Source organism: Streptomyces sp. NPDC006193, assembly GCF_040613915.1.
Classification (GTDB): Bacteria; Actinomycetota; Actinomycetes; order Streptomycetales; family Streptomycetaceae; genus Streptomyces.
The window spans coordinates 97,897-115,864 of the sequence record NZ_JBEXTB010000006.1 but is presented as its reverse complement, the minus strand read 5'-3'; the positions used below and the strand labels follow the sequence as shown (position 1 = coordinate 115,864).

At 74.5% G+C, this 17,968-nt stretch carries 15 protein-coding genes; 5 read left to right on the top strand and 10 right to left on the bottom strand.

Annotated elements, in window-relative coordinates:
* Window positions 1–409: 409 nt before the first annotated feature.
* A complete protein-coding gene (locus ABZ261_RS09070) occupies window positions 410–2,191 on the bottom strand; it encodes an ABC transporter ATP-binding protein (RefSeq protein WP_356856892.1) in 1,782 nt (593 codons plus the stop codon).
* Complete coding sequence (locus ABZ261_RS09065; protein ID WP_356856890.1) at window positions 2,188–3,981, bottom strand: ABC transporter ATP-binding protein; 1,794 nt, start codon at window positions 3,979–3,981, stop codon at window positions 2,188–2,190. The genes ABZ261_RS09070 and ABZ261_RS09065 overlap by 4 nt, the downstream gene beginning before the upstream one ends.
* 220 nt (window positions 3,982–4,201) lie before the next feature.
* On the opposite strand from ABZ261_RS09065, the gene ABZ261_RS09060 reads away from it, so the two are divergent.
* Window positions 4,202–4,942: a L,D-transpeptidase family protein gene (locus ABZ261_RS09060; RefSeq protein ID WP_356857236.1), complete on the top strand. Its 741-nt coding sequence runs from the start codon at window positions 4,202–4,204 to the stop codon at window positions 4,940–4,942.
* 81 nt (window positions 4,943–5,023) lie between these two features.
* On the opposite strand, the gene ABZ261_RS09055 is transcribed toward ABZ261_RS09060, so the two are convergent.
* The 3 genes from ABZ261_RS09055 to ABZ261_RS09045 all read right to left on the bottom strand — a co-directional run bounded on the left by ABZ261_RS09055 (window position 5,024) and on the right by ABZ261_RS09045 (window position 9,608).
* The gene (locus tag ABZ261_RS09055) at window positions 5,024–6,976 is read right to left on the bottom strand and encodes an N-acetylmuramoyl-L-alanine amidase (protein WP_356857234.1); all 1,953 of its coding nucleotides are present in this window, start codon (window positions 6,974–6,976) and stop codon (window positions 5,024–5,026) included.
* Between the two features lie 258 nt (window positions 6,977–7,234).
* Window positions 7,235–8,563, bottom strand: coding sequence for a M1 family metallopeptidase (locus ABZ261_RS09050; protein ID WP_356856888.1), 1,329 nt, complete (start codon window positions 8,561–8,563; stop codon window positions 7,235–7,237).
* A 595-nt stretch (window positions 8,564–9,158) separates the two neighbouring features.
* Window positions 9,159–9,608, bottom strand: a complete 450-nt coding sequence (locus tag ABZ261_RS09045; protein ID WP_356856886.1) for a MarR family transcriptional regulator — start codon at window positions 9,606–9,608, stop codon at window positions 9,159–9,161.
* A gap of 115 nt (window positions 9,609–9,723) precedes the next feature.
* Between ABZ261_RS09045 and ABZ261_RS09040 the strand changes: the two genes are divergently transcribed.
* Complete coding sequence (locus tag ABZ261_RS09040) at window positions 9,724–11,535, top strand: ABC transporter ATP-binding protein (RefSeq protein ID WP_356856884.1); 1,812 nt, start codon at window positions 9,724–9,726, stop codon at window positions 11,533–11,535.
* Window positions 11,536–11,578: 43 nt separating this feature from the next.
* The gene (gene mltG / locus ABZ261_RS09035) at window positions 11,579–12,475 is read left to right on the top strand and encodes an endolytic transglycosylase MltG (protein WP_356856882.1); all 897 of its coding nucleotides are present in this window, start codon (window positions 11,579–11,581) and stop codon (window positions 12,473–12,475) included.
* A gap of 12 nt (window positions 12,476–12,487) precedes the next feature.
* Here the strand turns inward: mltG and ABZ261_RS09030 are convergent, their stop codons facing one another.
* The 3 genes from ABZ261_RS09030 to ABZ261_RS09020 all read right to left on the bottom strand — a co-directional run bounded on the left by ABZ261_RS09030 (window position 12,488) and on the right by ABZ261_RS09020 (window position 14,736).
* Window positions 12,488–13,564 carry an NAD(P)-binding domain-containing protein gene (locus ABZ261_RS09030; protein WP_356856880.1) on the bottom strand — a complete coding sequence of 359 codons (1,077 nt, stop codon included), beginning with the start codon at window positions 13,562–13,564 and terminating at the stop codon, window positions 12,488–12,490.
* Between the two features lie 141 nt (window positions 13,565–13,705).
* Window positions 13,706–14,446, bottom strand: a complete 741-nt coding sequence (locus tag ABZ261_RS09025) for an ABC transporter ATP-binding protein (protein WP_356856878.1) — start codon at window positions 14,444–14,446, stop codon at window positions 13,706–13,708.
* Window positions 14,447–14,652: 206 nt separating this feature from the next.
* The gene (locus ABZ261_RS09020; protein WP_313884353.1) at window positions 14,653–14,736 is read right to left on the bottom strand and encodes a putative leader peptide; all 84 of its coding nucleotides are present in this window, start codon (window positions 14,734–14,736) and stop codon (window positions 14,653–14,655) included.
* Between the two features lie 194 nt (window positions 14,737–14,930).
* Between ABZ261_RS09020 and ABZ261_RS09015 the strand changes: the two genes are divergently transcribed.
* Entirely contained in the window at window positions 14,931–15,353 is a 423-nt protein-coding gene (locus tag ABZ261_RS09015; protein WP_356856876.1) for a secondary thiamine-phosphate synthase enzyme YjbQ, read from the top strand.
* Here the strand turns inward: ABZ261_RS09015 and ABZ261_RS09010 are convergent.
* Both ABZ261_RS09010 and ABZ261_RS09005 read right to left on the bottom strand, forming a co-directional pair.
* On the bottom strand, window positions 15,250–15,741 hold the full coding sequence (locus ABZ261_RS09010; protein ID WP_356857232.1) for a LuxR C-terminal-related transcriptional regulator: 492 nt from the start codon (window positions 15,739–15,741) through the stop codon (window positions 15,250–15,252). The two genes, ABZ261_RS09015 and ABZ261_RS09010, sit on opposite strands and share 104 nt — an antisense overlap.
* A 607-nt stretch (window positions 15,742–16,348) precedes the next feature.
* Window positions 16,349–16,747 (bottom strand): DUF5997 family protein, encoded by a 399-nt coding sequence (locus ABZ261_RS09005; protein ID WP_356856874.1) that lies wholly within the window; start codon window positions 16,745–16,747, stop codon window positions 16,349–16,351.
* 120 nt (window positions 16,748–16,867) lie between these two features.
* Here ABZ261_RS09005 and ABZ261_RS09000 point away from each other — a divergent pair, with 120 nt between their 5' ends.
* Window positions 16,868–17,707 (top strand): LysR family substrate-binding domain-containing protein, encoded by an 840-nt coding sequence (locus ABZ261_RS09000; protein ID WP_356856872.1) that lies wholly within the window; start codon window positions 16,868–16,870, stop codon window positions 17,705–17,707.
* Window positions 17,708–17,968: the final 261 nt, after the last annotated feature.

Sequence of the window (17,968 nt, the reverse complement as noted above, 5' to 3'; positions counted from 1 at the left end):
CCCCGGGGCGGTGTCGCTCTCCAGCTTCCATCCCGGCTCGGGACCGCGCAACGCCACGGATCCCGGCCAGGACGGATGCCACTGGAGCGGGTGCGGCGGGGGCCGCAGGGCGCCGGTGCCCGGCAGTCCGGCGGTCTCTGCCCCGCACGGCACAGGCGCCGCGGGCAGGACCGTCGCGGTGTGCGCCGGGGAAACGCCCGAGGCCGGCGCCACATGCCTCTCCGCCGCCGGCCCCGCCCGCCCGGTCGGCCCGTCCGGCCCCGCCCGCGCGAGCACCGGCACGCCGGGCGGACACGCTGGCGCCGGCCCCGGTACCGGCGCCCTGGACGGGACCTGGGCCGCAAGCGGCCGGCGCCTCCGTCCGCCCCACCGCGCCGTCACCCCGACCCCGCCCCCGACCCCGACCCCGTCACCCGTGCCACGACCGCCACAGCGCCGCGTACGCCCCGTCGGCCGCGACCAGCTCGTCATGGCTGCCCAGCTCGCTGATCCGGCCGTTCTCCACCACGGCGATCACGTCGGCGTCGTGGGCGGTGTGGAGGCGGTGGGCGATGGCGACGACGGTGCGGCCGTCGAGCACCCGGGCGAGGGAGCGTTCCAGATGGCGGGCCGCGCGCGGGTCGAGCAGCGAGGTCGCCTCGTCCAGCACCAGGGTGTGCGGATCGGCCAGCACCAGCCGGGCCAGCGCGATCTGCTGCGCCTGCGCCGGGGTCAGGGCGAGACCGCCGGAGCCGACCTCGGTGTCCAGGCCGTCGTCGAGCGCGCGTGCCCAGCCGTCCGCGTCGACCGCTCCCAGAGCCGCCCACAGCTCGGCGTCGCCCGCTCCGGGGCGCGCGAGCAGCAGGTTGTCGCGCAGGGAGCCCACGAAGACGTGGTGCTCCTGGTTGACGAGGGCCACGTGCGCGCGGACGCGTTCCGCGGGCATCCGGGACAGCTCCGCCCCGCCCAGGGTGACCCGGCCGTCCCGGGGTGCGTAGATCCCGGCCAGCAGGCGGCCCAGGGTGGACTTTCCCGCGCCGGACGGGCCGACCAGGGCCAGCCGGGTGCCCGGGGCGACCTCCAGACAGACCCCGTGCAGGACGTCGACGCCCTCCCGGTAACCGAAGCGGACCCGGTCGGCGTGCACGTCCCGCCCCGCCGGGGCCAGGGCGGCGTCCCCGGCGTCGGGCTCGATGTCCCGCACGCCGACCAGGCGGGCCAGCGACACCTGGGCGATCTGCACCTCGTCGTACCAGCGCAGGATCAGGTTCACCGGGTCGACGAGCATCTGCGCGATGAGCGCGCCCGTGATCAGGCGGCCCACACCGAGCCAGCCGTGCAGGACGAGCACACCGCCGACCATCAGGACCGACCCGAGCACGATGACGTGGACGGCGCTGAGGACGGGGAAGAGCACCGAACGCAGCCACAACGTGTACCGCTCCCACGCGGTCCACTCCTCGATCCGCCGCTCCGACAGGGCGACGCGACGGGCGCCGAGACGGTGCGCCTCGATGGTGCGGCCCGCGTCCACGGTCTCGGCGAGCGCGGCGGCGACGGCGGCGTACCCGGCGGCCTCCGAGCGGTAGGCGGAGGGCGCCCGCTTGAAGTACCACCGGCAGCCGGCCACCAGCACCGGTACGGCGAGCAGCACGGCGGCGGCCAGCGGCGGCGCGGTCACGACGAGCCCGCCGAGCAGCAGCAGGGCCCACACGGCACCGATGGCCAGCTGCGGCACGGCCTCGCGCATGGCGTTGGCCAGCCGGTCGATGTCGGTGGTGATACGGGAGAGCAGGTCCCCGGTGCCCGCCCGCTCCAGCACCCCCGGCGGCAGCCCGACGGAGCGGACGAGGAAGTCCTCGCGCAGGTCGGCCAGCATCCGCTCGCCGAGCATCGCCCCCCGCAGGCGTACCTGCCGGACGAAGACGGCCTGCACGGCCAGGGCGAACACGAACGCTCCGGCGGTCGCCCCCAGACGCAGTTCCCTGCTCCCGTCCGTGACCCGCTCGACGAGGCCGCCGAGCAGGTACGGGCCCGCCATGGAGGCGATCACGGCCACCGTGTTGACCGCGATGAGGAGCAGGAAGGCCCTGCGGTGACGGCGAAGCAGTTCGACGACGTAGGCGCGTACGGTCGAGGCGGCGCCGACGGGCAGGGTGCTGGCGGTGGTCGGGGCGGCCGGATCGTACGCCGGCGGCGCGACGCCGATCATGCGCGTTCCTCCATCTCTTCCCTCTCCAGGAGCACGTCTTCGCCGGCCGGCGCCGGTTCCGAGTCGGTCTCCCGGGTCACCACGGCCCGGTACCGCGGCTCGCCGCCGACCAGTTCGCGGTGCGTGCCGACCGCCACGACCTCGCCCTCGTGGACCAGGGCGACCCGGTCCGCGCGGTCGAGCAGCAGCGGCGAGGAGGTGAACACCACCGTCGTCCGCCCCGACCGCAGCCGGCGCAGCCCGTCCGCGATCCGGGCCTCGGTGTGCGCGTCGACCGCGGAGGTCGGTTCGTCCAGCACCAGTACCTCCGGATCGGTGATCAGCGACCGGGCGAGGGCGAGCCGCTGGCGCTGGCCGCCGGACAGGGAACGCCCACGCTCGGTGATGCGGGCGTTCAGCGGATCGGCGAGGTCCGGCGAGCCCTGTGCGAGGGCGTCCAGCACGTCGTCGCACTGCGCCGCCGCGAGCGCGTCCGCGGCGCTCACGGCGCCGGAGGCGGGCACGTCCAGCAGTTCGCCCAGCGTGCCGGACAGCAGCACCGGGTCCTTGTCCTGGACGAGGACGGCGGTCCGGGCGGTGTCGAGGGGCAGTTCGTCCAGGGGCACCCCGCCGAGCAGCACCGACCGGCCGGGTTCCGCGGGATGGCCGCCCAGCCGCTCGGCGAGTCTGCCCGCCGCGTCGGGGTCACCGCACACCACGCCGGTGAACCGGCCGGCGGGAGCGAGCAGACACGTCACCGGGTCGTACAGATCGCCGCCCGGTACGTCGGCCGCGTGGAAGACGGCGTCGGTGGCGGACCGCTCCAGCGACAGGACCCGGGCGGCCCGCCTGGCCGAGGGACGGGAGAACGAATAGGCCATGGCGATCTCCTCGAAGTGCCGCAGCGGATAGGACAGGACCATGACCGCGCTGTAGACGGTGACGAGCTCGCCCACCGTGATCCGGCCCTCGCGGGCCAGGCGGACGCCGTACCAGACGACGGCGATCAGCAGCAGTCCCGGCAGCAGCACCTGCACGGCGGCGATCAGCGACCACATCCGGGCACTGCGCACGGCGGCGTGCCGCAACTCCTGCGAGGCCCGGCGGTAGCGGTCCAGGAACAGTTCCTCGCCGCCGATGCCCCGCAGTACGCGCAGTCCGGCCACGGTGTCCGAGGCGAGTTCGGTGGCCCGGCCGGCCTTCTCCCGCTGCGCATCGGCGCGGCGGGTGGCCCGGGGCAGCAGCGGCAGCACCGCGAGCGCCACCACGGGCAGACCGACGGCGACCACGACGCCGAGCGCGGGCTGGTAGACGAGCAGGCCGATGCAGACCACCAGGACGGTGAGGGCCGCGGCGGTGAACCGGGAGACGGCCTCGACGAACCAGCCGATCTTCTCCACGTCTCCGGTGGAGACGGCCACGACCTCGCCGGCCGCGACCCGCCGGGTCAGGGCGGAACCCAGCCGGGCCGCCTTGCGCGCAAGCAACTGCTGGACGCGGGCGGCGGCAGTGATCCAGTTGGTGACGGCGGCCCGGTGCAGGAAGGTGTCGCCGACGGCGATGCCCGTGCCGCACAGCAGCAACAGACCTCCCGTCAGGGCGAGTCTGGCGCCGGAGCGGTCGCTGATCGCCTGCACGGCGCCCCCGACGCAGAAGGGCAGGGCGGACACGGCGACGAAGTGCAGCAGGCCCCAGGCGAGGGACTTCAGCTGTCCGTCCAGCTGGTTGCGCCACAGCCACCAGAGGAAGCGAGGACCCGAACGCGCGTCGGGGACGCCCGGATCGGCGTACGGAAGGTCTGTGATCTGCATGACGTCCCAGTGGCTCGAGTCAGGGGAGGAGCGGAGGAGCGGTGACAAGCCGTGAAAGGGTCGCGTCGCGCGGTGGTGGATTTCAAACGGTTTTCCCGGCGACCCCGGCGACCGCAGCGTTTCCGGCCGGCCGGCGAACAGCCCTGCGGAATGAAGCCGTTCAGGGGGTCGGCCGCCGGCACCGCCGATCTGCGACCATGGTCGGGTGCAGATCGACAGGATGCGGCGCGCGGCGGTCGCGGTGGTGGCGTTCGGAACCCTCCTGGGGACGCTGTCCGCCTGCGGAGGCGCCGGCCCCGCCCGTACGCGAGAACACCAGGGCGCTCACGGCGAGCCGGGGCGGACGCACGCCCCGTCGTCCGTCCCCACGGCGCGTTTCACCCGCATCCCGGGCGTCGGCGACCGCCTGTACCGGCGGATACCCGCCGACTCCCGCCAGATCGTGGCCGTGTACGGCAAGGGCGAGGACTCGGCCGACGCCGAGGTCGTGCTGTACACCCGCCGGGGAGCCACGTGGCGTCAGGTGGACAGCTGGCCGGCCCACAACGGGCGCAGAGGCTGGACCGAGCACCACCATGAGGGCGACAAGCGCAGCCCGGTCGGCGTGTTCACCCTCACCGACGCGGGCGGTGTGCTGGCCGACCCGGCCACCCGGCTCTCCTACGACCGGGACACGGTCGCGTACGCGGCGCCCGCCGCGTGGCCGAAGGCGTACCAGCACGACTTCGACTACGTCATCGCCATCGACTACAACCGCCGCAGGGGCACCCCGCCGCGCGACGCCACACGCCCCCTGGGCCAGGAGAAGGGCGGCGGCATCTGGCTGCACATGGACCACGGCAGCGGCACCTCGGCCTGCGTCAGCGTCTCCCGGTCGGCCATGAAGACCCTGCTGCGCACACTCGACCCCGCCCGCCACCCCGTCGTGGTGATGGGGGACCGGGCGCACCTGCTGCGCTAGGCGGCGGCATCGTGCCCCCGCCCCCGGCCGTGCCGGTCCGGCCGGCCGGGCGGGGCCTCACCACGGCCCCGGCTTCGCGCCTCACCGCGTCGCCGGGCGGTGTTCCTTGTCCCCCGGCGGTCCCGCCGCGCCGGTCGAGCCCACCACGTCCACGTCGCTCGCCCGGACGTACGCGAGCCGGTGGCCGAACTGGATCTCGTAGTACCTCTCGCGGCCCCACACCACCGGGTCGGGCGCGTCGGTGATGGACGATCGGGCGGTGTAGGAACTGCCGACGCCGGACTGGGTCACGTACCGCTGGCCCGCCGGGAAGCTGTAGGGGAGCGGTGATTCGGGCTGTTCCGGCACTCCCTCCGGGTAGGCCTCCGCCTCGGGGAGGGCGCGCCCGTACACCGGGATCTCGTCCAGGCCCGGCTTCGGCGTGACCATACGCCCCTTCGCGCCGACGGCCGTCGGGTGTTTCTGCGGGTTCTTGAACCATGCCTTGCGGCCCAGGTACCAGATCGCCGTCCAGTCGCCGCGGCGCTCCGCGACGGCGAACGTCTGGCCGGTGGACACGCGCGACCCCAGGTCGTTGACGTCCACCGTGGAGTCCTCGCCGTCCGGTTTCCGGCCCGGGTCCTGGATCAGCGGGGCGTCCTCGTCCGGTTCGGTGTACAGCCGGACGGCGCTGGAGCCGTGCGGGGGACAGGGCGTCCCGCTCTCGCCGCACCCGGTGAACACCGGCTTGTTGGCGGCGAAGTCCGGCAGGATCGTCACCATGTCGCTGTCCGGTCCCGCCGTGGCCCGCAGCGGCGCGCCGAGGAGGTCGAAGTAGTGCCGCCAGTCCCAGAACGGGCCGGGGTCGTCGTGCATGTCGGGGATGGTGTCGGCGGTCGGGGGCGGCACGTTGTCGTGGCCGAAGATGTGCTGCCGGTCGACGGGGATGCCGTACTTCCGCGCCAGGTAGCGCACCAGGCGGGCGGAGGCCCGGTACATCCGCTCCGTGTACCAGGTTCCGGGCCGGGTGAGGAACCCCTCGTGCTCGATGCCGATCGAACGGGCGTTGACGAACTTGCTGCCGGAGTGCCAGGCCTCGTCCTTGGTCCTGACGTGCTGGGTGACGTGGCCGTCGCGGGAGCGGATCGAGTAGTGCCAGGACGACTCGGTCGGGTCCTGCACCGTCTGGAACATGCTCGGCAGTTCTGCCTCGGTGTCGTGGATGACGATGTACTCGATCGCCTGGTCTCTCGGCCGGTCGGCCAGGTCGTGGTTGCCGTACGCGCTGTCGTCGATCTCCTCGTACGGCGCGCCGAGCCAGTCGCAGGACAGGTCGGCGGGGCATTCGACGTTTCCCGGCCGCGGTGGGCCCTGCGGGCGGGCGGTGCGGTGGTGCGGCTGCAGGCCGGGGGTGGCGGGGAGGGTGACCTCCTGCCCTTCGGCGGTGGTGCGGTGCGCTCCCCGGCGGATCAGGGCGAAGACGTCGTCGGCGTAGGTCACGGCCGAGGTGATGTCACGTGTGCCGGGGAAGTGCGCCACCGCCTCCCACCAGTCGGCCGGGTCGGCGCTGAGCGGCTTGCCGAGCTGGCGCTGCGTGTCCGCGAGGAGCGCCGCGCCGCCGCGCACGTTCGCGGCGGCATCCGTCCGCAGGCGTCCGGCCGGGGCGCGGATGAGCCGTGCCGCGTGGCGCAGGTCCGCGGGCTGCACGGCGTGGCCGTCCGAGGGGTCCGGGGGGCGGGCGCCGGGCGGCCCCGCCTCCCCCGTGCGCGGCCCGGTGCGGCCGCCGCCCGGGAGCTGCGGGTCGGCCTTCGACGCGGGCGGACGGTCGGTGTCCACCAGGTGCATCGGCCCGAAGCCGCCCGCGACGCTGGGCGCCCCCGGGTGGGAGTCCCAGCGCGACTGCATGTAGGACACGCCCATGAGCACACTGCGCGGCACGTGGAACTCGCGCGCGGCCTGCGCGAAGGCGTCCTGAAGACGCCGGTCCCGCGGCTCGTCGGCGCCGGACGTCGGAAGGATCAGCAAGGGCGGCAGCAGAGCCGCCCCCGCGATCACACAGGCGGTGCGGCGGCACCTCCGGACGGCGCCGGGGACACGAGCAGCGACAGTTCTTCTCATAGCAGAGGCTCTCCCAACCACGCTGGTTCGCAACCGGGACAAAGGAGTCGCCCGTCACGCCACCCCTCGTACGTTTCCGTGCCCGGCGCGCCGTGTCGTGGCGAGCGTCACCGGGGTGGACCAGCGGCCCCCGTCAGGCCACCCGGTCGGCGGCAGTGACTGTGCTGCCCGGGCTCCGAACCGGCGGACGCCGACTCAGTCCTCGACCGGGTCCACCTGCCAGTCGGGGTGGCCCGGCATGGGCGGGGTGCGCGAGCCGTACAGCCACGGCGTCAGGAACGGACGCAGGTCCTCGCCCGCGATCCGGGAGGCGAGCGCGACGAAGTCCCCGGTCCCGGCGGCACGGCCCCGGTACGCGGTGACCCAGGCCCGCTCGATCCTGTCGAAGGCCCGGCTGCCGACCTGCTCCCGCAACGCGTACAGCACCAGCGCCGAGCCGTCGTACCGCATCGCCCTGAACAGCGTCGCCTCGGTGGGCTCGGCGGGCGCCCCGTCGTCGTGCCGCCACCGGTCGTGCTGCTCGTACGCCGCCCGCATCGCGGACTCCAGGCTCACGCCGCCGTGCTCCTCGGAGTACAGGCGTTCGTAGAAACGGGCGTGGCCCTCGCTCAGCCAGAGGTCGGACCAGCGCCGGAGGGCGATGCTGTCGCCCGTCCAGTGGTGCGTCAGCTCGTGGACGAGATTGCGTTCGGCGTCGACCCGGTCGCCCAGCAGATCGTCCTTCGGCACGACGGACAGCGACTGCGTCTCCAGCGCCACCGGCTGGTCGGTGTCCCCGACCAGCACGCCGTAGCGGCGGAACGGGTACGGGCCGAGCCGCCGCTCCAGCCAGGCCAGGTGCTCGCGGGTGAGAGAGCGATACTCCTCCGTGTCGCTGACCAGACCGTCCGGGACCACGTCCCGCACGGGCAGCCCCCGCGGCCCGCTGCTGTCGACGAAGGTGAACTTCCCGATCGCCATCTGCACCAGCTGCGCCGCGATCGGCTCCTCGGAGTCGTACGTCCACCGCACCCGGCCGTCGGGCCGCCGGTGCGTGCCGACGAGCCGGCCGTTGGCCACCGCGCTGAGCCCCGCCGGGGTGGTGATCCGGAAGGTGACCGGCGCCCGCAGGCTCGGGTGGTCGTTCGCCGGGAAGACCAGTCTGGCGCCGTCGGGCTGCGCGCAGATGACGGTCCCGTCGGGCGTGGGCGTCCAGCCGTAGTCCTGGATCGCGTCGTCGCGGTGGCGCCTCAGCGTCGGGTCGGCGGTGTAGTCGACCCGGACGGTGAAGGCGCTGCCGCGGGGGATCGGCCGCGCGGGAGTGATGACGAGTTCGTCGCCGGCGCGCTCGGCGGCGGCCCGTGCGCCGTCGACGGTGACGCGGTGCAGCGTGTTGCCCGCGAAGTCGAGGTCGAAGCGGGACAGGGCCTGCGTGGCGGTGGCCTCGACGGTGGCGCCGGCCGCGAAGGGCGTCCGCGGTGCCCGCCAGTCGAAGTCCAGGGTGTAGCGGCGGACGGTGTAGCCGCCGTTGCCGGCGAGCGGCATGAGCGGATCGCCGATGCCCGGCGCGCCGGGGGAGGGGACCGGGCCGGCCGAGGCCCCGGCGGCGGGTGTGCCGCGGCCCGCGGGCGGGGTTCCCTCCGCGCGGTGGACGTCACCCGTGAGCGCGGCGGCTCCGGTCAGGACGACCGCACAGGTCAGGGCCGGGGCGAGCGCCGCGCGGCATGTGCGGCGGACACGACGCCGATGCCCCGGCCCCGGGCGCGTGGAGCGCGGGCGCCACGCCCTCACCGGAGGGACCCGCGGGGGGCGCGGGACCGGGGGGCCCGGTCCGCGGGGGCGCTTCCCGCCGGTGGGACGGCGGTCGTGATCTCCATGAGCGCACTATGACAGGAGGACGAGGTGATATCCCCATATATTGCACCCTGGGGGGTATCGGAGCGGTCCGGTGGCCGTGCCGGCCCTCGGCGACCGGTCCTCGACGATGGTGCACGGGGTGCTGACCCGGGATCGCGACCGCTGCCGGACGGCGGTGCGGCGAGGCCGCGCACGGCCGGGCGCGCTTGCAGGGGCGGGGCAGATCCCCCCGGCCGGCCGTGAGTCGGCCGGTCCCGGCGCGCGGCGGCACGGCCGCGGGGCGTCAGCAGTCCCCGGCCGCGTCCCGGTCGACGAGGGCGTCCAGCAGGACCCCCAGCACCTGGCGCTCCTTCTCCGTCAGCGGAGCCAGCATCTCCTCGGCGGCCGAGCGGCGCGCGGCGCGCAGTTCGCGCAGGGTCGCGCGTCCCTCGTCCGTCAGCTCGATCCGGGTCACGCGCCGGTTCGCCGGATCCGGCGCGCGCCGCACCTTCCCGCCCGCCTCCAGAGCGTCGACCAGCGTGGTCACCGCGCGCGGCACCACCTCCAGGCGCGCGGCGAGATCGGCCATGCGCGGCGGCGAGGCGTAATGGGCGAGGGTGCGCAGCAGCCGGGACTGGGCCGGGGTGACACCCAGGTCGCGCTGCTCCAGGTGGCGTTTCTGGATGCGGTGCACCCGGCGGGTGAGCCGTAGCAACTGCTCGGCGAGCAGGCCGTCGGGATCGGGGGCGGTCATGCGGGAACAATATCAGGATGCAGTTCATTGTGAGTATAGGTAACAATGAGCTACGATCCGTTCCGTCGCCGTCGGCCGATCCCGGACCGGCACCCGTCCACCCCCGCAGGAGCCCATGCACCCCGACCGTGAACCCCCCTGGACCCCGCCCGCCGACGCCCGGGAGCAGCCCCGGCAGGTGCGGCGCATCCTCAGACTCTTCCGGCCCTACCGCGGGCGGCTCGCCGTCGTCGGGCTCGCCGTCGGCGCCTCGTCGCTGGTCTCGGTGGCCACGCCGTTCCTGCTGAGGGAGACGCTCGACGTCGCGATCCCCGAGGGCCGCACCGGCCTGCTCGGCCTCCTCGCGCTCGGCATGGTCCTCAGCGCCGTCCTGTCCAGCGTCTTCGGCGTGCTGCAGACCCTCATCTCGACCACCGTCGGCCAGCGGGTGATGCACGACCTGCGCACCGCGGTCTACGGCCGTCTGCAGCGCATGTCGCTCGCCTTCTTCACCCGCACCCGCACCGGCGAGGTGCAGTCCCGCATCGCCAACGACATCGGCGGCATGCAGGCCACCGTCACGTCCACCGCCACCTCCCTGGTGTCCAACGCCACCAGCGTGGTCGCCACCGTCGTCGCGATGCTCGCGCTGGACTGGCGGCTGACGATCGTCTCCCTGCTCCTGCTGCCGGTGTTCGTGTGGATCAGCCGCCGGGTCGGCAACGAACGCAAGAAGATCACCACGCAACGGCAGAAGCAGATGGCCGCGATGGCGGCCACGGTCACCGAGTCGCTCTCGGTGAGCGGCATCCTGCTCGGCCGCACCATGGGCCGCTCCGACTCGCTGACCGCGTCCTTCGCCGAGGAGTCCGAGCGGCTGGTCGACCTGGAGGTGAGGTCGAACATGGCCGGGCGGTGGCGCATGGCCGTCATCACCATCGTGATGGCCGCGATGCCCGCCGTCATCTACTGGACCGCGGGCCTCGCCCTGCGGTTCGGCGGCCCCGAGGTCTCCCTCGGCACCATCGTCGCCTTCGTCTCGCTCCAGCAGGGCCTGTTCCGCCCGGCCGTGAGCCTGCTCGCGACCGGCGTCCAGATCCAGACCTCGCTCGCGCTCTTCCAGCGCATCTTCGAGTACCTGGACCTGCCCGTGGACATCACCGAACGCGAGCGGCCCGTCCACCTGGACCGGGTCAAGGGCGAAGTCCGCTTCGAAGGCGTCGCGTTCCGGTACGACGCCGAGGACGACGCGGCCCGCCCCGTCCTCGACGGCATCGACGTCACCGTGCCCGCCGGCGGCAGTCTCGCCGTGGTCGGGCCGACCGGCGCCGGCAAGTCCACGCTCGGCTACCTGGTGCCGCGCCTGTACGACGTCACCGGCGGCCGCGTCACCCTGGACGGCGTCGACGTCCGCGACCTCGACTTCGACACCCTGGCCCGCGCGGTCGGCGTCGTCTCGCAGGAGACGTACCTCTTCCACGCCTCCGTCGCCGACAACCTGCGCTTCGCCAAGCCGGACGCCACCGACGAGGAACTGCACGCGGCGGCCAGAGCGGCCCAGATCCACGACCACATAGCCGCGCTCCCCGACGGCTACGACACGATCGTCGGGGAACGCGGCCACCGCTTCTCGGGCGGCGAGAAGCAGCGTCTGGCGATAGCCCGCACCATCCTGCGCGATCCACCGGTCCTCATCCTCGACGAGGCGACCAGCGCACTCGACAACCGCACCGAGGCCGCGGTCCAGGAGGCCGTCGACGCGTTGTCGGCCGACCGGACGACCATCACCATCGCCCACCGCCTGTCGACGATCCGCAACGCCGATCAGATCGTGGTCCTGGACTCCGGACGGGTCGCCGAACGCGGCACGCACGAGGAACTGATGGCGCTGGACGGCCGGTACGCGGCCCTTGTGCGCCGGGACGCGCAACTGCAGCCGACAAACTGAACATATGCCAGGTTTGTGAGGATATGCGTATTACCGTGCCCGCATGCAGACGAACACTCCGCCACGGAACACGATCCGACTGACACGCCGGGGCAGACTCCTCCTCGTCGTGGCCGGCGCCGTCGTGGCCGCCACCGCCGTGGCGGTGCCGCTGCTGACGCTGGCGACCGACCACCAGGAGGCCCAGGCCGCCACGCTGGTCATCCCGGAGGGCTGGCGCGCGAGCCAGGTCTACGACGCCATCGACAAGGCCCTGGAACTGCCTCCGGGCAGCACCCGCAAGTCCCTCGGCAAGGCGGCGCTCAGACTGCCGAGCGAAGCCCAGGGCAATCCCGAGGGCTATCTGTACCCGGCGACCTATTCCCTCCGGAAAGGAGAGACGCCCGAGTCCCTGCTGCGGACGATGGTCGACACCGCGAACAGGAGGTTCGACGGGGCGCCGGTCGCGGCCGGGGCGCAGCGCGAGGTCATGAACGTCTACCAGGCGGTCACGATCGCCAGCATCGTCCAGGCCGAGGCCGCGACGAAGACGGACATGGGCAAGGTCGCCCGGGTCGTCTTCAACCGGCTGGAGCGCGGCATGCCGCTGCAGATGGACGCCACCATCAACTACGCGCTGAACCGCAGCACCGTCCGCACCAGCCAGGACGACACCCGGATCGAGAGCCCCTACAACTCCTACCGGCGCATGGGCCTGCCGCCGACCCCGATCGGCAATCCCGGCGAGGACGCGCTGCGCGCCGCCTACCACCCGACGCCGGGCGACTGGCTGTACTTCGTGACGGTCGGACCGGGGGACACCCGCTTCACCGCCGACTACGCGGAGCACCTGCGCAACGTGGCCGAGTTCAACGCCCTCCACCGGCGCTCGGGGACGCCGCTGCCGCCCAGCCGCACCCCGCTGCAGTCGCCGACCCCGGCCCACCCGTCGGCCCGGTGAGCCGACGGCACGTCATGCGGCGACCGGCTCCGCGGCCAGCAGCCGCCTGATGTCCCGGACGGCCGCGCGCCCGGCCCGGTTGGCGCCGACGGTGCTGGCCGACGGACCGTAGCCGACCAGGTGGATCCGCGGATCGGCGACCGCGCGGGTGCCCTCGACCCGGATGCCGCCGCCCGGTTCGCGCAGCCGCAGCGGAGCGAGATGGTCGAGCGCTGCCCGGAAGCCGGTCGCCCACAGGATCACGTCCGCGGCCACGTGCCGGCCGTCCCGCCACTCGACGCCGTGCGGGGTGATCCGGTCGAACATCGGCTGCCGGTCCAGGATCCCGTCGGCGAGACCCTGCCGGACGGCGTCGTTCAGGGGCAGCCCGGTGACCGAGACCACACTGCGCGGCGGCAGCCCCCGCCGTACCCGATCCTCCACCAGCGCGACCGCCGCACGGCCCGCCTCCTGGTCGAACGGCCCCTCGCGGAAGACCGGCGGCCGCCGGGTGACCCAGGTGGTCGCGGCGGCGTACGGGGCGAGCTCCAGCAGGTGCTGGGTGCCCGAGGCGCCCCCGCCCACCACCACCGCCCGCAGCCCGGCGAACTCCTCGGGCCCCGCGTACTGCGCGGTGTGCAACTGGCGCCCGCGGAACGTCTCCTGACCCGGGTAGCGGGGCCAGAACGGGCGGTCCCAGGTGCCGGTCGCGTTGATCAGCGCGCGCGCCGTCCAGGTGCCGTCCGAGGTCTCCACCAGCAGCCGCCCGTCCGCCGCGTCCCGTACGGCCCGCACATCGACGGGCCGCCGTACGCGCAGGTCGAAGGCGCGCTCGTACCGGTCGAAGTACTCCCGGACGACGTCCGCCGAGGGCCGCGCCGGGTCGGCGTCCCTCAGCTCCATGCCGGGCAGCGCGTGCATCCCGTGCACCTTGCCGTACGTCAGCGAGGGCCACCGGAACTGCCAGGCTCCGCCCGGGCCGGGGGAGTGGTCCAGCACCACGAAGTCACGGCCGGGGGCGAAGCCGGCGCGCCGCAGGTGGTAGGCGCCGGCCAGACCGGCCTGACCGGCGCCGATGACGACGACCTCGACCTCGCGTGTTGCGTTCACGCCCTACCCAACAGGAAGCCGCCCCCGGATCTTCCCGGCGTCGACGGCGGCAGGACGCGGGCTCGTCGGGAGGCGACGGAGCCCGCCCGCCCCGAGGCGGGACCGGCGCACGGCGGCTCTGCGCAGTTGCACCGGCGCCCTTCAGGCGGCTTCGGCGGCGGGGCCGGCGCCGAGCCGTTCCCGCAGGCGGGAGCGGAGTGCGGCGAAACGGGGGTCGGCGGTGTCGCGCGGCCGGCCGAGGGCCACGGGCTGCTCGTGGACGATCCGGCCGCCGTCCATCACCAGCACGCGGTCGGCGAGCAGCAACGCCGTCTCCACGTCGGCGGTCACCAGCAGCACCGCGCAGCCCCGGCGCCGCCACAGGTCCCCGCCGGCCGGTCGCCGGTCCGTGGCCCGGGTGAGGGCGTCGAGCGCGCCGAACGGCTCGTCCAGCAGCAGCAGGTCGGGCTCGCGCAGCAGTGCGCGGGCGAGGGACACGCCCTGGGCCTCGCCGCCGGACAGGGCGCTCGGCCAGGCGTCGACGCGATGGCCCAGACCGACCTCGTGCAACACCCGCTCGGCGAGCGCGCGTTCGGGCCGGCCCGGCAGGCCGGTGAGGACGTTGCGCCACACCTTCTTCCAGGGCGCGAGCCGGGGCGCCCGGAAGCCGACGGCCCGGCGGCGGGGGACCAGCGCGGTGCCGTGGACGTCCCGGTCGAGGCCCGCGAGGATGCGCAGCAGCGTCGACTTGCCGCTGCCGCTGCGGCCCATCAGGGCCACGAACTCGCCGCAGGCGATGTCGAGTCGGAGATCGTCGATGACGGCGCGGCCGTCGAAGGAGCGGGTCAGCCCCTCGACGTGCACCGCGCGGCCGGTCACGGACCGGTGAGGGTCGGTCGCCATGTCAGCGGGAGCCTTTCGAAGCAGTGGATCACGGTCTCCGGGCCTCACCGCCGCCCTGAGCGGACGCCGCGGGGCAGGAGGAGATCTCGGCACACCGGTGCCGACCTGGCGCGCACCGTCGCATCGGCGATGGCGTGCGGGAGGCGCGGCGGAGCCCGCGAGGAGGAAGGGAGAGGAGGAAGGGAGAAGTCGAGAAGGCGACGGAGTCAGCGGCCGCGGCGACACGCGGCGGAGGCCACCCGCAGCAGGTCGATGTGACCGCGCGTGGTGAGCAGGGCCGAACGCAGCATGGGGCCGAACGTAACCAGGCGGCCGGCGCCCGGTCAACGGCGTCTCACCGCCCGGACCTTCCGCCCCGGTCACTCGTCCGGGGATCCCGGATGCATCCGTCCGGGCCCACCGGACGCCGCGGGTCCGGGCACCCTGGTCGGACCGCCGAGGCGCCGCGGGGTGTGGAAACCGGCGTATGGGTCAGGATGGGGGCATGTCCGATGCCTTCACCACGCGCATGCTGAACGTCTCCACCGGTTCCCGCGAACGCGTCGTCGACCTCACCGCCGACTGCGAGGAATTCCTGCGGGAGGTGGCGGCCGGCCGCGACGGCCTGCTCAACGTCTTCGTCCCCCACGCCACCGCCGGGATCGCGGTCATCGAGACGGGCGCCGGCAGCGACGACGACCTCCTGGCGGCCCTGCACACCCTGCTTCCCGCCGACGACCGCTGGCAGCACCGCCACGGCAGCCCCGGCCACGGCCGCGACCACGTCCTGCCGGCCATCGTCCCGCCCCACGCCACCCTTCCCGTCATCGGCGGCCGGCTGGAGCTGGGCACCTGGCAGTCGGTGTGCCTGGTGGACACCAACAAGGACAATCCCGACCGCCGGGTACGGCTGAGCTTCCTCGGCTGAGCCGGGGGCGCGCCGTAGGCCGGGCGGCGCAGCACGAGGTGCGGGCCCGGGCGGTCCCGGCGGGACCGGACCGGGCGGGCGACGGCACCAGGCCGAGCCGCTGGGCCCGCAGCACGGTGCCGACGCGGTCACGGGTGCCCAGCTTGCGGTGGACGTTCTCGACGTGCTGGTGCACGGTGCGGACCGATCTGCCGAGCCGGCGGCCGACGGCCTCGGCGGTGAGCGCCTCCGTGAGCAGCAGCAGGACGGCGGTCTCCCGCGGGGTCGGCGCACTGTCCGCCGCCCGCTCATCGGGCGCTGCGGCCGGACCGGCCGCACGCCGCCACTCCTCCAGGAGCTGCCGCTGCCGCTCGACGGCGGCCGGCAACGGCTGGATACGTTCCGCCACCACCAGGTGGTCGTCGGTGAAGTCCGTGCCGGCGCGGTGGACGAGGCACCCGGTGACCGGGGCCGTGCTCTCCGGGGGAGCGGTACGCCCAGCACATGGTCGGCGCCCAGGGCCCGCGGCGAGCAGGCGTGCCGTCGGGCCGGCCGGCCAGGTGCGGCCCAGGCGCCCGCTGCGCGGTGACCGGCGTCCGGTCGGCGCGGGACGCGTAGTGCTGGGCGAAGGGCTGGGCGTAGGGATGGCCCGTGCGCAGCAGGCCAGGTCGGCGTCCCGGAGCCGGGACAGCTCCGCGGCGGCAGCGGGCGCCGTGCCGATCGTGCCCGAGCTCTCGTTCCAGTCGTCGAGCTTGCGGATCACCGCCTCGCCGCCGCACAGCCGAGCCACCGAGCCCGCCGGCGTGGGCCACAGTCCGGCCGGTGCAGACTTCGGTCCGGCGACACCGGCCTGCCCGGACGCGCGGCGTCCGACGGGCCGCCGGCACGGGGGAACGGCGGCCCGTCCGGTGTCGTCCCCGCGCTCCCCGCCGGCGATGAACGCGCGCCGGGAGCGGGGGCGACGCAGTCGGCAAAGCCCTCCGGCCGAGCCGGAGGGCGTCGTCGCGTGGGGCCGCTCAGCCGCGCTCTGCGCCGCTTTCCTTCTCCTTCTTCAGCTTCCTGATCCGCTCGGCCTCCTTGCGGACCTCCGCCTGGGTGGCGCGCTCCTTCACCAGCCAGTCGGGCTGCTCCTGCTTGAGCGCCTCGATCTGCTCGGTGGTCAGCGGCTCGGTGACCCCGCCGCGGGCGAGGCCGGCGATGGACACGCCCAGCTTGGCGGCGACCACCGGACGCGGGTGGGGGCCGTTGCGCCGCAGCTCGCGCAGCCACTCCGGCGGGTCGGCCTGAAGCTCGTTCAGCTCGGCGCGCGACACCTCGCCCTCCTGGAACGAGGCGGGGGTGGCGGGGAGGTACACACCCAGCTTCTTCGCCGCGGTCGCGGGCTTCATCGTCTGGGTGCTCTGCTGCGACTTCATGCCGTCAAGGGTATCGGCCGTGCGGGGGAGGGCCGACCACCTGAGGCCGCGGACGGCCGGTGCGCGCGGGCCGTCCGCGGGCGGTGGGGGCGGGCCGCCGCCGGCCGGTAACCTGGCCTGGTGACAGGCTCGGAGGAACCACCGTCGTTCCGGCTCGCGTACGTTCCCGGAGTGACGCCCGCCAAGTGGGTGAAGACCTGGAACGAGCGTCTGCCCGGCGTCCCGCTCACCCTCGTCCAGGTCCCGGCCGCGGAAGCGCCCGGGGTGCTGCGCGCGGGCGAGGCCGACGCGGGTCTCGTCCGGCTGCCCGTGGACCGGTCGTACTTCAGCGCGATCCCGCTGTACACCGAGACCACGGTGGTCGTCGTCCCCAAGGACCACCTGATCACGGCGGTGGACGAGGTGAGCCTCGCCGACCTCGCCGACGAGGTGCTCTTCCACCCCCTCGACGACGTCTTCGACTGGGACGCCCCGCCCGGCGAACCGGCGTTCGAGCGGCCCGCCACGACCCCGGACGCGATCGAGCTGGTGGCGGCGAACGTCGGCCTGCTGGTCGTCCCGCAGTCCCTGGCCCGTCTGTACCACCGCCGGGACCTCACCTATCGCCCGGTGGTGGACGCACCCCGGTCGAGCGTCGCCCTGTCCTGGCCGGAGGAGGCCACGACCGACCTGGTGGAGGACTTCATCGGCATCGTCCGCGGGCGCACGGTCAACAGCACGCGGGGCCGTACACCGGCGAAGGACCAGCAGAAGAAGCCGGCTTCGGCCAGGGCGGCGGGCGCCCGGTCCGGTGGCGGCAAGGCGGCGGGCGCGAAGTCGGGCGGCGCGAAGTCGGGTGGCGCGAAGTCGGGCGGCGTGAAGTCGGGGGGCGCCAGGTCGTCCGGCCGGGCCGCCCACGGCCGCTCGGGCGCGGGCGGCGGCAAGCCGGCCGGACGAGGCAAGCCGCGCCGCAGGTCGTGAGCTGCTCCGCCGGCCGGCGCTGCTGAGCCCGCGGCCGGCCGGGGAGACCGCGTGCCCGGCCCGCCGGCGCCCGCCCGGCGGGCTGCCGGTACCGCCCCCCCGTCTGCTCCTGACCACCGGTCGGCCGGTGGTCCCGTACGGAAGCCGGCCGGCGGTCCCCGGCCGAGCGGCCGCCCGGTGCTGCCGGGCCCCGGACGCGGCCGGTCCTGCCAGGCACCGGGAAGAGGGGCGTCCGTGCGCGGCGGGAGAGCGCTGCAGGGC

Bases quoted from the DNA above. Each gene is read 5' to 3' on its own strand.
- ABZ261_RS09070 (WP_356856892.1), bottom strand. From the start codon at position 2,191: ATGATCGGCGTCGCGCCGCCGGCGTACGATCCGGCCGCCCCGACCACC.
- ABZ261_RS09065 (WP_356856890.1), bottom strand. From the start codon at position 3,981: ATGCAGATCACAGACCTTCCGTACGCCGATCCGGGCGTCCCCGACGCG.
- ABZ261_RS09060 (WP_356857236.1), top strand. From the start codon at position 4,202: ATGCGGCGCGCGGCGGTCGCGGTGGTGGCGTTCGGAACCCTCCTGGGG.
- ABZ261_RS09050 (WP_356856888.1), bottom strand. From the start codon at position 8,563: ATGCCGCTCGCCGGCAACGGCGGCTACACCGTCCGCCGCTACACCCTG.
- ABZ261_RS09045 (WP_356856886.1), bottom strand. From the start codon at position 9,608: ATGACCGCCCCCGATCCCGACGGCCTGCTCGCCGAGCAGTTGCTACGG.
- ABZ261_RS09040 (WP_356856884.1), top strand. From the start codon at position 9,724: ATGCACCCCGACCGTGAACCCCCCTGGACCCCGCCCGCCGACGCCCGG.
- mltG (WP_356856882.1), top strand. From the start codon at position 11,579: ATGCAGACGAACACTCCGCCACGGAACACGATCCGACTGACACGCCGG.
- ABZ261_RS09025 (WP_356856878.1), bottom strand. From the start codon at position 14,446: ATGGCGACCGACCCTCACCGGTCCGTGACCGGCCGCGCGGTGCACGTC.
- ABZ261_RS09020 (WP_313884353.1), bottom strand. From the start codon at position 14,736: ATGCTGCGTTCGGCCCTGCTCACCACGCGCGGTCACATCGACCTGCTG.
- ABZ261_RS09015 (WP_356856876.1), top strand. From the start codon at position 14,931: ATGTCCGATGCCTTCACCACGCGCATGCTGAACGTCTCCACCGGTTCC.
- ABZ261_RS09005 (WP_356856874.1), bottom strand. From the start codon at position 16,747: ATGAAGTCGCAGCAGAGCACCCAGACGATGAAGCCCGCGACCGCGGCG.